This is a genomic window from Providencia sp. PROV200, assembly GCF_049901995.1.
Lineage (GTDB): Bacteria > Pseudomonadota > Gammaproteobacteria > Enterobacterales > Enterobacteriaceae > Providencia > Providencia rettgeri_E.
The window spans coordinates 1,833,621-1,848,685 of sequence record NZ_CP096307.1 but is presented as its reverse complement, the minus strand read 5'-3'; the positions used below and the strand labels follow the sequence as shown (position 1 = coordinate 1,848,685).

15 protein-coding genes and 1 pseudogene are annotated in these 15,065 nt (G+C 40.6%); 9 read left to right on the top strand and 7 right to left on the bottom strand.

All coding sequences use genetic code 11. The features are described from left to right. Positions 1–144: 144 nt before the first annotated feature. The 3 genes from pspC to pspA all read right to left on the bottom strand — a co-directional run bounded on the left by pspC (position 145) and on the right by pspA (position 1,477). Positions 145–501 (bottom strand): envelope stress response membrane protein PspC, encoded by a 357-nt coding sequence (gene pspC, locus M1E86_RS08480; RefSeq protein ID WP_004263899.1) that lies wholly within the window; start codon positions 499–501, stop codon positions 145–147. Beyond that, positions 501–731, bottom strand: coding sequence for an envelope stress response membrane protein PspB (gene pspB, locus M1E86_RS08475; protein ID WP_004263897.1), 231 nt, complete (start codon positions 729–731; stop codon positions 501–503). Before pspB ends, pspC begins: the two co-directional genes overlap by 1 nt. 80 nt (positions 732–811) lie before the next feature. After that, positions 812–1,477, bottom strand: a complete 666-nt coding sequence (gene pspA, locus M1E86_RS08470) for a phage shock protein PspA (protein ID WP_004263893.1) — start codon at positions 1,475–1,477, stop codon at positions 812–814. A gap of 278 nt (positions 1,478–1,755) precedes the next feature. On the opposite strand from pspA, the gene pspF reads away from it, so the two are divergent. The 7 genes from pspF (at position 1,756) to sapF (ending at position 9,571) form a co-directional block, all read left to right on the top strand. Next, positions 1,756–2,772 (top strand): phage shock protein operon transcriptional activator, encoded by a 1,017-nt coding sequence (gene pspF, locus M1E86_RS08465; RefSeq protein WP_125890992.1) that lies wholly within the window; start codon positions 1,756–1,758, stop codon positions 2,770–2,772. A 490-nt stretch (positions 2,773–3,262) separates the two neighbouring features. Further along, positions 3,263–3,868: a hypothetical protein gene (locus M1E86_RS08460; RefSeq protein ID WP_213913244.1), complete on the top strand. Its 606-nt coding sequence runs from the start codon at positions 3,263–3,265 to the stop codon at positions 3,866–3,868. 379 nt (positions 3,869–4,247) lie between these two features. Beyond that, positions 4,248–5,933 (top strand): ABC transporter substrate-binding protein SapA, encoded by a 1,686-nt coding sequence (sapA, locus tag M1E86_RS08455; RefSeq protein ID WP_125890990.1) that lies wholly within the window; start codon positions 4,248–4,250, stop codon positions 5,931–5,933. After that, positions 5,930–6,895: a putrescine export ABC transporter permease SapB gene (sapB, locus tag M1E86_RS08450; RefSeq protein WP_213913245.1), complete on the top strand. Its 966-nt coding sequence runs from the start codon at positions 5,930–5,932 to the stop codon at positions 6,893–6,895. The genes sapA and sapB overlap by 4 nt, the downstream gene beginning before the upstream one ends. Beyond that, on the top strand, positions 6,882–7,772 hold the full coding sequence (gene sapC / locus M1E86_RS08445; RefSeq protein ID WP_213913246.1) for a putrescine export ABC transporter permease SapC: 891 nt from the start codon (positions 6,882–6,884) through the stop codon (positions 7,770–7,772). The genes sapB and sapC overlap by 14 nt, the downstream gene beginning before the upstream one ends. Continuing rightward, the gene (sapD, locus tag M1E86_RS08440; protein WP_125890987.1) at positions 7,772–8,767 is read left to right on the top strand and encodes a putrescine export ABC transporter ATP-binding protein SapD; all 996 of its coding nucleotides are present in this window, start codon (positions 7,772–7,774) and stop codon (positions 8,765–8,767) included. The genes sapC and sapD overlap by 1 nt, the downstream gene beginning before the upstream one ends. After that, on the top strand, positions 8,768–9,571 hold the full coding sequence (gene sapF, locus M1E86_RS08435) for a putrescine export ABC transporter ATP-binding protein SapF (RefSeq protein WP_004263864.1): 804 nt from the start codon (positions 8,768–8,770) through the stop codon (positions 9,569–9,571). A 159-nt stretch (positions 9,572–9,730) separates the two neighbouring features. On the opposite strand, the pseudogene M1E86_RS08430 reads toward sapF, so the two are convergent. The 3 genes and pseudogenes from M1E86_RS08430 to iolE all read right to left on the bottom strand — a co-directional run. Then, a pseudogene (locus M1E86_RS08430) lies at positions 9,731–9,913 on the bottom strand (KR domain-containing protein); the annotation flags it as partial. Between the two features lie 102 nt (positions 9,914–10,015). Continuing rightward, positions 10,016–11,185 carry a Gfo/Idh/MocA family protein gene (locus M1E86_RS08425; protein ID WP_125890986.1) on the bottom strand — a complete coding sequence of 390 codons (1,170 nt, stop codon included), beginning with the start codon at positions 11,183–11,185 and terminating at the stop codon, positions 10,016–10,018. Positions 11,186–11,194: 9 nt separating this feature from the next. After that, a complete protein-coding gene (gene iolE, locus M1E86_RS08420; RefSeq protein ID WP_125890985.1) occupies positions 11,195–12,115 on the bottom strand; it encodes a myo-inosose-2 dehydratase in 921 nt (306 codons plus the stop codon). Positions 12,116–12,235: 120 nt separating this feature from the next. On the opposite strand from iolE, the gene M1E86_RS08415 reads away from it, so the two are divergent. Further along, entirely contained in the window at positions 12,236–13,261 is a 1,026-nt protein-coding gene (locus M1E86_RS08415; protein ID WP_248468338.1) for a LacI family DNA-binding transcriptional regulator, read from the top strand. Here M1E86_RS08415 and M1E86_RS08410 read toward each other — a convergent pair. Next, the gene (locus M1E86_RS08410; RefSeq protein ID WP_125890983.1) at positions 13,258–14,124 is read right to left on the bottom strand and encodes a DUF817 domain-containing protein; all 867 of its coding nucleotides are present in this window, start codon (positions 14,122–14,124) and stop codon (positions 13,258–13,260) included. The two genes, M1E86_RS08415 and M1E86_RS08410, sit on opposite strands and share 4 nt — an antisense overlap. A 304-nt stretch (positions 14,125–14,428) precedes the next feature. Here M1E86_RS08410 and gstA point away from each other — a divergent pair, with 304 nt between their 5' ends. Then, a complete protein-coding gene (gene gstA, locus M1E86_RS08405) occupies positions 14,429–15,034 on the top strand; it encodes a glutathione transferase GstA (protein ID WP_125891104.1) in 606 nt (201 codons plus the stop codon). Positions 15,035–15,065 lie beyond the last annotated feature (31 nt).

Sequence of the window (15,065 nt, the reverse complement as noted above, 5' to 3'; positions counted from 1 at the left end):
CCTTTTTGCAGAAGACGTTTTTTTACAAATTTTTTGATTCGATAAAGAACGTTATTTGCCATAATTCACTCACTTTTTGATAAAAAACAAAAGGGATTTGGTTTTAAAACCTAATCCCTTATCATGTGATGGCGATACGATTTGTTATAGATTTCGAAATTTACTGTTCACTGTATAAGTATCTGATGTGACATATCTTTCAATCTGGCGTAGCTTCATTTCACCCGATTTTAATTGTGTATCGATTTGGTTAATCAAACTGCTAACTTCAGGGCCAATATCTTGCTGTGAACGGTAGCCACTTGGCGCCGTTTCTACGACAAAGCACATCACGATATATAAAATCAATGTAATTCCAAAGCTTACAAATAAGGCCAATACGGCTAATGCTCTAACCAAAGCAACCGGAAGTTCTAAGTATTCAGCAATACCTGAACACACACCACCGAACACACGTCTATCCGTTAAACGATAAAGTTTGCGGTTGCGAAATTGAGTCATTATTTTTGCCTCCAATTTGGGTGTTCTGCATCCAAAATATCTTCAAGCGTTTTAATGCGTTGCTGCATCTGTGATGCTTGCTCTGCTAATTGCATTAAACGTTGTACTTCATTTTCAGTTAGCTGACTCCCCTGCCCACTATTTTTTTTGCTGTAGTGTAACCACAGCCAAATAGGCAGAATAAAAATGAGAAAAATAATTAATACGAGAGACAGAAAAACGTAGCCCATCACATATCCTTATACATATGGTTAACCTATCTATGGCACTGATACGATATGGCTAACGTACCAGTGCATCAAAATAACTGTTACTGATCTTTATTGATTTTAGCTTTAAGCGCTGCTAATTGCGCGCTTATTTCATCGTCTGCTTTTAACTCTGCAAACTGTTGGTCCAGTGATTTTTGTTTACCAATACCATAACTTTGAGCTTCGCCTTCCATATGGTCTATACGGCGTTCAAACTGTTCAAAACGCGCCATTGCTTCATCTAGTTTGCCGCTATCCAGTTGGCGACGTACATTACGACTAGACTGTGCAGCTTCCATACGAACAACCATTGATTGTTGCTTTGCACGAGTTTCTTGCAGTTTGTTCTCTAATTCTGTGATTTCACCTTTCAAGCGAGTCAAGGTTTCATCAACAATAATCAGCTCGTGTTTTAAGGTATCAACCATCGCACTCACTTTTTGCTTTTCAATCAGTGCTGCGCGCGCTAAATCTTCTTTATCTTTCACCAGCGCTAATTCTGCTTTTTCTTGCCAATCAGCAACTTGTTTTTCGCCCATTTCAATGCGACGTTCTAAACCTTTCTTTTCTGCTAAAGTACGTGCTGATGTTGAACGGATTTCAACTAACATGTCTTCCATTTCTTGGATCATCAGACGGATCATTTTTTGCGGATCTTCTGCTTTGTCTAACAAAGAAGCGATGTTTGCATTAATGATATCGGCAAAACGTGAAAAAATACCCATTATTTATATCCCCTTGATGGATTTAATCATTCTGTAGCGCCTCGACTGATTTGGCTTCCAACCCATACCTGACGCTCCGTAAGTCTAACAACAATTCGCATGTTGCTGTATTTAGCTATTGCTATTCACATATTAAAAATAGCAATTTGCATGCCAACTTTTAAATAAACTTATATCAATATGATTTTAAAGAGAATAATTATAAGCTTTCCCTAGAAATCATTTTAGTCTATAGTTCAAGCATCGGCATTTTAAACCAACTATTGGTGAAAATAACCATGAAAGAATCCAATGAACCTATTCTTGGCGTTTCAAGTAATTTTCTCGATGTGCTCGAACAAGCCTCTGAACTCGCACAGCTCAATAAACCTGTTCTAGTTATCGGTGAACGCGGCACGGGTAAAGAGCTTATCGCAGATAGACTCCATTACCTTTCCCCACGCTGGCAAGAAGCTTTTATCTCTCTCAATTGCAGCGGACTCAATGAGAATTTGCTGGATTCTGAATTATTTGGACATGAAGCGGGGTCTTTTACGGGAGCCCAAAAACGCCATCAAGGGCGCTTTGAACGGGCTGACAAGGGTTCTCTTTTTCTTGACGAACTAGCCACTGCACCTATGTCAGTTCAAGAAAAACTCCTGCGTGTCATTGAATATGGCGAACTTGAACGTGTCGGTGGAAGCCAAGCTTTACACGTAGATGTGCGTCTAATCTGTGCCACAAATGCCAATTTGCCCGAGCTTGCCAAACAAGGCCGTTTTCGAGCTGACCTCCTAGATAGACTAGCTTTTGATGTTATTCGCCTCCCCCCATTGCGTGAACGGCAGCCCGATATATTATTACTCGCAGAACATTTTGCCATTTTAATGTGTGGTGAATTAAGGCGTTCACATTTTACAGGTTTTACCTTGCATGCTCAGCAAGCCCTACAACACTACCCATGGCCAGGTAACGTGCGCGAATTAAAAAATGTTATTGAACGCTCAATATACCGACATGGAAACCGTGCGGAACCTGTCGATAATATTATTTTTAACCCATTTGGCGAAAAACTCGCAGAGTTACATGAATTACAAAATACTCTGTCCTCACAACCTACCCAGCAACAAAAAACAACATTGCCTTCATTACCTTGTGATTTACGTCAGTGGCAACAGCAGTCTGAAAAAGCGCTATTAGAAAGAGCATTAAAAGATTGCCATTTTAATCAACGTAAAGCCGCACAACGGTTATCATTAAGTTATGATCAACTTCGGGGGCTAATAAAAAAACATCAAATAAATATTGAAATTTAATAACTGGTAGTCCAAAAAATAAAATTTTATTGTTTGGACTACTGTATTATACTTAATACGTAAAAATAAAATTAAACATCTCCTTTTTTATTACTAAATATTTCCAATTCCATATTTTAGTTTCAAGAGTTATTTATTACCCCTAACTAATTAAACCCGACAAGGAATATAGAAAAAATAAAATAAATTGATTTATTTCAACGATTTAATTTAATTAAAAAAATAAATAACCACTAGTTCAATTTACACACCCAATGAGTTAAAAATAGTAAAATAATGGTGGATAGTAATTTTTACTGACCATTACATATAAACATCATTGATATTCAGCACATTTAGTTAATTAAATATCCATACTTAAGCTATATTAAATTAATACTAATGTTATCTTATTAAACTATTTTTACACCTTGTCATATTTAACTACTGCGCGAAATATATTTATATGATATCTCTATTAATATGATTTTTATTATATGAGGAGCCGATTATGAAGAATATAAATATACTCGCTATCACTTTTTTTCTTCTAGGGTTATCTCCTGCAGTCAGCGCGGAATCATTAATGAGAACTTTTTCTTACTGTGACTCGGCTTTTTTCGAAAAAATAAAAGATTACCCTGTTTTAAAAGATGTATCTAATACACTGAAAAATAGACAGTTAAGTGACAGCGAACAAGTTTCTATTAATCTCAATTTTTCACCAACAGGTCTTGTTACTTTTAACCGTTTTTTTATTAGCCATAGTAATTTTGACAAATATGATGACTTCACTTATTTAGGATTACGCGGCCAATACTATTTTTGGGGATTTGAAACCACTCAAAGCCTTGAAGAGGTTGTCCGTTATACTTCATCAAAGATTGCTATTATAAAGGTGGGAAATACTTACATCTATTCACCGATGATCCGCCATAATTTGCAAAGCAAATGGGTGTTTAACGAATACGCAACGCAAGACTACAACTTAGACCCGAATGCTGCTGAAAAAATGCTGGTTATTGAAAAAGATGAGCAAAGAGGCGTTGTTCGTTTCTTGTGTACTCTCCAAGGTAAAGTGACAGATGAAGACCTACACTATGTGGGTTTAGAGTAATAACGAGAAATGAAGTAAAACAGGCTCCCACTATTTTGCATAGAAAATTTCACATAAAAAAAAGCCAGCACCCAAGCTGGCTATTAAATAAAACACTGGAAGCAATGTGAGCAATGTCATGCCTTGTCTACATAAGCACTTGGCTTAAGTGACAAAACGAATGATAATCGTTATCAGTGCCATTTGTAAAGCTTTTTAATGAGATTTTTTCTCATTAAGACATACTTCAATGATTAATATAATAATTTAGGTTAATTATTATATTAACACCTTCCTTTTTAGCTTGATTTTTAATCTTTTTTAGACTGAATTTTGCTTATACCCTGTATCCCCATTTTTACGCTACAATAGGTGAATTCTCGTTAACGATGTCAGTGGTATGCGCCTATTAACTCTTTGGTTTTTATTTATCATTTCGGTATCCGCACAAGCGCTTGATAACCAAGAGCGCTTTACCGATATTGTGGCTAACGAAGTCCCTGCAGACATACGCCAAAAAGGGTTTATTTACTGTGTAAATGGGATCGTGACCACTTTCAATCCGCAGCTAGTCAGTAGCGGGCTGATTGTCGACCCTCTGGGGGCCCAAATTTATGATCGCCTGTTAGATGTTGACCCGTTTACCTATCGTTTGGTTCCAGAACTGGCTGCGAAATGGGAAGTTCTCGATAATGGCGCGACTTATCGTTTATACCTGCGCAAAGATGTTAAATTCCAAAATACCGCTTGGTTTACACCGACGCGTAATATGAATGCCGATGATGTTGTGTTTAGCTTTTCCCGCATGTTTGAGGTAAACCACCCTTATCACTATATTAATGGGGGCCGTTATCCTTATTTCGATAGCTTACAATTTGCCAACAGTGTCCAAAGCATACGTAAAATAAATAACCATACAGTGGAGTTCCGTTTGAATTCACCTGATGCGTCTTTTTTATGGCACTTGGCGACTCACTATGCACCTGTACTTTCATCCGAATATGCCGATTACCTCTCAAGTATAAATCGCCAAGAGCTGATCGATTGGCGGCCAGTTGGTACGGGGCCATTTCACCTAGATGACTACCAAGCCGGGCAATTTGTTAGACTTCTCAGAAACGACAATTACTGGAAAGGGTTACCTCGTATGGAGGAAGTGGTTGTTGATATGGGAGCGGGAGGAACTGGCCGTATTTCGAAATTACTCACAGGGGAGTGTGATGTTTTAGCTTACCCAGCCGCAAGTCAGCTTAAAGTATTACGTGATGACCCGCGCTTGCGGATCGCTATGCGCTCGGGAATGAATATTGCTTATCTCGCATTTAATACGAGTAAGCCCCCGTTAGATAAACTAAAAGTACGCCAAGCCATTGCTTACGCAATTAATAATGAGCGTCTTATGCAATCAATTTACTATGGCACAGCAGAAACAGCCGCATCTATTTTACCGAGAGCATCATGGGCTTATGACAACCAAGCAAAGATCACCGATTATAACCCCGAACTTTCCAAACAAATGCTCAAAGAGATGGGACTAGAAAATCTAAAATTAGATTTATGGGTACCAATTGCCTCACAATCATATAACCCTAGCCCATTAAAAATGGCTGAGCTTATTCAGGCTGACTTAGCGCAAGTGGGTATTGTCATGAATATCCGTTCTGTCGAAGGTCGTTTCCAAGAAAACCAGTTAATGGATCGAAACCATGATATGACATTAGCAGGCTGGACGACTGACAGCAATGACCCAGACAGTTTTTTCCGCCCGCTACTAAGTTGTGCGGCAATTGGTTCACAAACCAATTTAAGCCATTGGTGTAATCCCGCTTTTGATGAAATCTTACATAAGGCACTCTTAACGCAACAATTAGCCGCACGTATAGACTACTACCACCAAGCACAGCAAATTTTAGGGGAAGATTTACCCGTCTTACCGCTTGCCTATTCTTTACGTTTACAAGCCTACCGCTATGATATAAAAGGGCTAATGATCAGCGCATTTGGTAATACCTCATTTGCGGGTGTGTATCGGGAAATGGAACAGACTGAAAAAGTTTCTCCGAAAAAACAGAGGCAGCAACCATGATTATCTATTCACTGCGTCGTTTTTTACTTTTATTAGTCACGGTGTTCTTCTTGTCGCTAGTCAGCTTTAGCTTAAGCTATTTTACGCCCAATGCCCCATTGAGTGGCGCTTCACTTATCGATGCCTATATTTTTTATTTTGAAGGCTTACTCCATTTTGATTTCGGTGTTTCAAGTATCAACGGGGAACCCATCAGTGAACAGTTAAGAGATACATTCCCTGCAACAATGGAATTGTGTATTTTAGCGTTTATTTTTGCTTTAACGACAGGCATTCCCCTCGGCATCATTGCTGCTTTTTGGCGTAACAAACCCGCGGATATTGCTATCAGTGTTTTTGCTTTATTAGGATTTTCTGTCCCTGTATTTGTACTCGCCCTAGTCTTAACCCTCTTTTTCTCATTACATCTAGGGTGGCTACCTGTATCTGGCCGAATTGACCTATTATACAATTTGAAAACAGTCACTGGCTTTGCCTTGGTTGATGCATGGCTTTCTGATTCGCTCTATCGTAACGATATGATTATCAATGTACTTGAACACATGGTGTTACCTGTTCTTACATTGGCACTGGCGCCAACAACAGAGGTTATTCGGTTAGTACGCAATAGCACCGAAGAAATAGCCAGTGAAAATTATATTAAAGCGGCCGCTATTCGAGGGCTCTCACGGATTAAGATCATTCGTCGCCATATTTTTCATAATGCCATCCCCCCAATCATTCCTAAACTTGGGTTACAGTTTTCCACCATGTTGACACTGACGATGGTAACCGAACTCGTTTTTAACTGGCCAGGGCTGGGCCGTTGGTTAGTGACAGCAATCCGCCAAGAAGACTACTCCGCAATTTCTGCTGGCGTGATGCTAATTGGCGCATTAGTGATTACTGTAAATGTGTTGTCTGATATTTTAGGCGCCATGATGGACCCATTAAAACATAAGGATTGGTATGTCCTCAGATAATTTTTATCGTGAACAAAAAATGCCATCCCCAACACGTGTGGTATGGAATATCTTCTCATCAGATGTGGTTTCTATGGTGGGATTTGTTGGTGTGTTAGTTTTATTAATTTTATGCTTTGTTGGCGATTATCTAGCACCTTATGCACTAGATCAACAATTTTTAGGTTACCAATTAACCCCCCCATCGTGGTCACACTATGGCGACGTTGCTTTCTTCTTTGGGACAGATGACCTTGGGCGCGATATTCTGAGTCGGCTATTAATTGGCACTAAATCAACGTTTGGGGCGGCTATTCTAGTCACATTAGTAGCGACACTGATAGGGTTAGTTCTCGGCTGCTTAGCAGGGATGACTCGTGGATTAAAATCTGCAATTTTTAACCATATACTTGATACGTTACTTTCAATTCCATCCTTATTACTGGCGATTATTGTCGTCGCATTTATGGGCGCTAGCCTACAAAATGCGATGCTCGCCATTTGCCTTGCATTAATTCCACGGATGGTAAGAACCATTTACGTCGCTGTCCATGATGAGTTAGATAAAGAGTACATTGTTGCCGCACGCCTTGATGGCGCTTCAAACATTTTTATTTTATGGTATACCGTACTGCCAAACATCACTCCTATTCTGGTAACTGAACTAACTCGCGCGCTTTCAATCGCTATTTTAGATATTGCTGCTTTAGGTTTTCTTGATTTAGGCGCACAACTTCCATCTTCTGAATGGGGGGCCATGTTAGGCGACACTTTAGAGCTTATCTACGTCGCTCCTTGGACGGTTATCTTACCCGGTGTTGCTATCATGATAAGCGTGCTTTTCGTTAACCTTTTAGGTGATGGGCTACATCGTGCCATCAACGCGGGAGTTGAATAATGCCGCTACTAGACATCCGCAATTTAACTATCGAATTTATGACGGCAAATGGCCCAGTCAAAGCTGTTGATCGCGTATCCATGACATTATCTGAAGGGGAAATCCGAGGTTTAGTTGGCGAATCAGGCTCTGGGAAAAGCCTGATTGCAAAAGCGATTTGTGGCGTAACTAAAGATAACATTCGTGTAAAAGCCGACCGCTTTCGATTTCAAGATATTGACTTACTGAAACTCAGTCCACGTAAACGTCGCCGGTTAATTGGTCATAATATCTCGATGATATTTCAAGAACCCCAATCTTGCCTCGATCCTGCCGCTGATATCGGTAAACAGCTTATCCAATCAATCCCAGGTTGGACTTATAAAGGCCGCTGGTGGCAGCGTTTTAATTGGCGTAAACGCCGTGCTATAGAGCTATTACACCGAGTGGGTATTAAAGATCATAAAGATATTATGCGCAGTTATCCTTATGAGCTCACCGATGGCGAATGCCAGAAAGTCATGATAGCGATTGCGATCGCTAACCAGCCGCGTTTATTGATCGCTGACGAACCGACCAATGCGATGGAGTCTACCACTCAGGCTCAAATTTTCCGTTTATTGGATAAACTAAACCAAAACAATAACATGGGAATTTTGCTCATTAGCCATGATATGGAAATGATGTCAAAACTTGTTGATCGCATCAACGTACTCTATTGTGGCCAAACGGTTGAGAGTGCAACACCTGAAGATATTCTGCAACGGCCACGCCACCCTTATACCCAAGCGTTAATCCGCTCAATCCCTGATTTTGAAAGCCCTCTTCCCCATAAAGGGCGGCTAAATACGTTACCTGGTGCAATTCCTTCTCTTGAACATTTACCCATTGGTTGCCGCCTTGGCCCTCGTTGCCCTTACGCACAACGCACTTGCATCAACGCGCCACAATTGCGCAATATTAAAGGCCACCTCGTTGCTTGCCACTATCCGCTAAACACCGAGGAGCAACCCTAAATGGAAACCTTACTTGAAGTCCGTAATCTCACAAAAACTTTCCGCTTTCGTGAAGGGTTATTTCATCGGCACGAATTGCAAGCCGTCAAACCCGTTAGCTTTAACTTACAGGCAGGCCAAACATTAGCCATTATTGGTGCCAATGGCTCAGGGAAATCAACGCTTGCGCGGATGTTATCAGGGGTTGTAGAACCCACCAGCGGTGATATTTTTATTCGCGGACAACGGCTTAACTTTGGCGATTATAGCTACCGTTGCCAGCGTATTCGTATGATTTTCCAAGATCCGAGTACGTCCCTAAACCCAAGGCAACGTATTGGTCAAACACTTGAACTCCCTTTAAAATTAAACACTGACTTAACGGGTATAGAACGAGAAAGGCGCATTATCCAAACGCTTCGCCAAGTCGGGTTACTTGCCGACCATGCTGAATACTATCCGCATATGTTAGCATCAGGGCAAAAACAGCGTATTGCACTGGCAAGAGCACTTATCCTACAACCCGAGATTATTATTGCGGATGAAGCATTGGCGTCGTTAGACATGTCTATGCGCTCGCAAATCATCAATTTAATGTTAGATTTACAAGCAAAACAAGATATTGCATTTATCTATGTTACCCAGCACTTAGGGATGATGAAGCACGTCAGCGATAAAATGCTTGTCATGGATAAAGGCGAAGTCGTTGAGCGTGGTAATACCGCAGAGGTTTTAGCCGCTCCTCTTCACGACGTTACCCGCCGGTTAATTGAAAGTCACTTCGGTGAACCCTTGTCGATTGATGCTTGGCGACAAGACTTGTAATTCGTTACTGGCATTAGTTATATTATTCAGAAGATAAAGAGGAACAGCATACTAATCTGCCCTCTTTATTTTTTTATCTGGTAATAAACTTATTCAGAATAAGCTCCCGCGATATTTTGATCGTAATCCACTAAACTTCCCGTCATCACACCCGCGTCATCACTTAACATATATATCGACTAATGCCAGACATTCATCAGCACACTGTAAGTCAATTGAGATAAACAAAGTTTCACAGTCCAAAGCATGTAACTCTTCCACCGCCTTCTCACCCTTTTGCGCGTCGCGACCAGCGAGAATGATACGCCGACAGCCCTCATGAACTAACTGTTTAGCAATGGAAAACCCTACACCTTATGCCCCACCGGTTATCAACGCCACGCTTTCATTATGTCTATATGATAATACAGACATATCATTCTCCTTATCCTATCAACATGATGATTATTTAATCGAAACCACACCCCCACGGTTCGATGAGTGGATCATCGCATCAATGATTTTTTGATTTTCATAGCCAAAGGTAAAATCAGGGAAACAAGGCTGATTACTCACCAATCCTTTAATTAAGTCATAAATTTCAATAACTTTAATGTCAAAATAGCCTAATCCCCCCCCCGCAAAGTCAAAACCAAAGAACCCAGCGAACGAATCAACCTGTGAACCTGCATAAATAGTTTTGAAACCACGATCATGATTAGAGTCACTATAACGGGCAATTTTTAGCTCATTAAATCGTTCACCATCCATAATAATGGTGCCTTCAGTTCCAGATACCTCCCAAGCAATACCAAATACTTTACCCGCAGAGATACGAGATGATTCAATCACTCCCGCCGCTTGATTCGTAAAACGGACTAATGCTTGAAACTGGTCATCATTTTCAACCCGTTTTTTCACTGACTGGCTGCTAGCGGTGGCACCATAACCTGAGCCTTGCCCGGCTTCTGGCCGCTCGCTAATAAATGTTTGCTCCTGCCCTATTACACTCGCGACAGGCCCCATCAAATATTGGGCAACACTTACCACGTGAGAGCCTAAATCACCTAATGAACCAGAACCTGCCAACTCTCGTGAACAACGCCAGCTCCAAGGTAAATTGGGATCATTGAAAAAACCTTGGTCAAACCAACCACGAAATCGGGTCAGCTCACCAATCTCACCGCGTTCAATCATTTGTTTTGCTAATTGCGCGGCTGGTGTTTTGATATTGTTGAAGGCCATGATCGTCTTCACATTTGCCTTACGTGCTTCTTCTACTAAAATATGTGCTTCTTCAAGGCTAACAGTGAGTGGTTTTTCGCAGTACACATGTTTACCTGCATGAATAGCAGCTAGAGCCATATCAAAGTGCATGTTATTTGGCGTTGTAATGTCAACAATATCAATCTCTGGATGGTGCACCATTTCACGCCAATCTGCGGTCCAATGAGCAAATCCAAAACGTTTTGCGGCTTGTTCTGCTATCGATGCTGTTGCGTCAGCCAAAGTATGTAGTACAGGTTTTAAGGGTAAGTCTGCATATAACAAGCCTGCACGGCGCCATGCATCTGCATGTGCTTGCCCCATAAACCCTGAACCAATTAACCCTACATTGAGTGTTTTCGTCGCCATAATCATTCCTTAATTTCGAGTTAAAATGTGTTGAGTCACGTATTGATAAGCACGCGCTACCGTTTCATAAGGCGGTGCCATTTGTGGGTTTTGTTCTGCTTCAACTACAATCCAGCCTTGGTAACCGGATCCGTGTAAAAATGTCGCTAAAGGCTGGTAGTCAATACAACCATCTCCCGGGATAGTAAACATGCCTCTACGCACACCATCATTGAAACCTTGTTGGTCAGTTTGTACTTTCTGTAAGACTTCCTTGCGCACATCTTTCAAGTGGATATGGCAAATCCGAGAAGCAAACTCATTGATAAGATATTGATAATTAAAACCGGCAGCGGCAGCATGCCCCGTATCTAACAATAAGCCGACCTCTTCGCCACATTGGCTAATAATGCTGTGGATCTCATCAAAACTTTCGGCGACCATCATTAAATGGTGGTGATAAGCAAGGTATAAGCCATAGCGTTGATACAGTTGCTGGGAAAATGAAGTGAGTTTCTGCGCATAGCTTTTACGCTGTTCAACAGGTAACAGACGTCTATTAGAAAATGGAATATCGAGAGCATTATCTGCCATCCAGCCACACTCACCATAAACCATGACCTGACAACCGCACGCCTGTAACAGCTTTGCGTGTGCCTCCACGGCATTCAATTCATCTTCAACGCTCCTTTCAGTCAAAAAGCCATCGAACCAACCAGAAATTAAACTGAGTTGATATCTCTGCAATAGTTGCGTTAACTGAGCGGGTCCACGCGGAAAAATTCGGCTCATTTCAACTCCCTGATAACCTGCCTGCCTCGCTTGTGACAAACATTGTTCTGCAGATACTCCCATGCCAAACTCAGGTAAAACCTCATTAACCCACGATAATGGGCTTACCCCTATCTGTAGCTGAGCTTGACCTGTCGCGTAAAATTGTTTGTGATTCATCACCCATTCCTCCCCATCAATGATTGCTTAATAAGTTAATTGATGGTGTTTTGTTAATCGAATGGATAATTGAAGGTTTTCCTTCAAATTTTGAAGTTTTCACATCAACAGGAGAGATAGATGAGTAGGAAAACAACTTTACAACAGGTCGCGGAGGCAGCTGGTGTAAGTTTAAGTACTGTTGACCGTGTATTAAACCAACGCGGTGGCGTTAATCCCAAAAAACAAGCAAAAGTATTAGAATGGGCACATCGACTCAATATTGACCGAACGTTGTTTCGTAGCTACATGCCGATTTTACGTGTTGCGGTGCTAATGCAATCGCCTAAAAACCCTTTTTATAAAGGTTTATGCGATGCTTTTACCGATGCCAGCACTCAGCTACCTGAAAGGCGAATACATTTTTTCTTGCATTATTTAGATGTCAACGATACGGCTAAAACCGTTGAACAGGTGATGCAAATTCCCAAGTCTTATGATGCGCTCGTGGTTATTAGTCCACAATATGACGCGCTTGTTCATGTCTTACGTAAAATTGCCAATTTGATCCCTATTTTAACGCTAGCAACAGATATACCAAATTGTGGACGAATAGCCTATATTGGTCCTGATAACCGCCAAATGGGACGCACCGCAGGGGAGTTAATGGGGCGCTTCATGGGTTCACAAGGGGGTGACGTTGTGATTGTGTTAGGCCTAAATGAGTTTATTGGCCAAGGCGAACGAGAGATTGGTTTTCGCAACGTATTACGTGAACGTTTCCCTCAATGCTCCGTAACTCGCTGCTTAGAAAGCGAAGAAAACAGTATTAAGGCGGGTGAAATGGTACGCGATGTGCTACGAAAAGAACCCTCTATTCGAGGGATTTATAATGTCACATCTGGAAATTCACAAATTGCCAGTGCATTACAAATTATGGGATTACATAATGCAGTGACATTGATCACTCATGAGTTATCAGATAGACGCATACAAATGTTACGTGAAGGCGTCATCGACGCTATTTTAGATCAAAACCCTCAACTGGAAGTTCGCCGCGTAATGGATATCCTAAGTGATCATTTTAAACGCGACAAAATACAAATACCTATCGATGGCTTTACCCGTTTTGATATTTATATTCGAGAAAACTGCCCCCAATATTAACGTGCTATCGTCACATTGGCTTTAATATGTTTAAGATGTACAACAATTGTAAAGGTAACAATCACTAACAGTGACCAGGCCCCCCACTTACCTGCATGTACCATTGACCAAGCACCAATTTGGTTTGGATATTGCCAAACACCAAAAAATGTCCCAAAATTTTCAGCCAGCCAAATAAAAAAACCAATTAACATAAATGCGAGCAATAATGGCATTTTCCGTTCTTTATCAAGTGGAGTATAAAAAACCATACTACGCGCATACAACCCCATAATAAACGCCGCTAAATACCAGCGATAATCATCAATATAATGGTGGCTAAAAAAATTAATATAAATAGCTAGAGCGACTACTGTTGCCATCCAGTAAGGTGGGTAGTGTTCAATTCTTACTTTAAAAAACCTCCAAGACTGAATGATATAACTCCCTACAGCCGCATACATAAAGCCAGTAAATAAAGGAACTCCCCAAAGCTTCGTGTAGGCTTCATCTGGGTATTGCCATGAACCAATCGTTGCTGATGTTTTAAACAGCTCCATCATAAAACCGACTAAATGAAAAACACAAATCGCTTTTAACTCATCCCAAGTTTCTAGTTTTGACCAAACCAACAATCCTTGAAAAATAACCGCAAAAATTAGTAACACATCATAGCGAGGTATGCCAATTAGCCCTTTAGCAGGTACCAAGAATAGCGCTAAAAAGAAAAATCCAGCGAATAAACAGGAACGAGCATTAATTAAACCGAAAAACCAAAACTCTAATAGAAAACGTTTAATCCCATGGCTCTTATTTGGCTGATGAGCCATTAAAATTTGGTCTAGTTTTCCTAAAAAATTCAATTTCTGACACACACTGGTCATTTATTTGCTCACCTGTTGCTTATTATTCGGTTTGTTGTCGTTCATAAGACAAGGCGAAGAGTTTAGCAAAATAGTCTGACCCTACATAAGGTAACTATCTTAGATTTATGTATTTTTATCATTTATAGTTTTAAACACTAGCTGTACACTGCTATTCATATTAACGATACTTTCCGTCCGATTTAGGGTTTTATTTTTTAACTCGCACCTGATGGCAATTCGTTAACAAAAAGTAATGATATACTTAAGTGATATGTATTTATGTGCCATATGAATGCCAACCCAACAATTTAGGAGTTTTATGATGAAATTATATTACGCTCCCGGTGCTTGTTCACTTTCTCCCCACATCATTCTGCGTGAAACTGGCTTAGATTTCAGCATTGAACGAGTGAATATAAAAGAGAAAAAAACAGAGAAAGGTGAAGACTTTTTAGCAATAAACCCGAAAGGACAAGTACCCACTTTAGTGCTGGATAATGGTGAACAACTCACAGAAGGTGCAATTATTGTTCAATATATTGCAGACCAAAAACCGGATCGTAACCTCATTGCGCTTCCAGGTTCGATGAAACGTTATCACCAGTTAGAAGCTTTGAATTTTATTTCGACAGAACTCCATAAAACTTTCTCACCTTTATTCACACCAGGAACACCGGAAGAGTATAAAGATACTGTACGCAAAGTGTTGTTTAATAAATTTGAGTATGTCGATAGCGTGCTTGCTAAACATGCTTTCTTTGCTGGCGATACTTTTAGTGTCGCAGATGCCTACTTATTCACGGTTAGTAATTGGGCAAAACACGTTGGGCTTGATTTGACTAGCCTGACTCACCTGCAAGATTACATTGCTAAGATCGCTAAACGCCCTAATGTTCAAGATGCCTTAAAAGCGGAAGGTTTAATCTAATCTACAAAATAGCGCTCTTCTAATAGAGCGC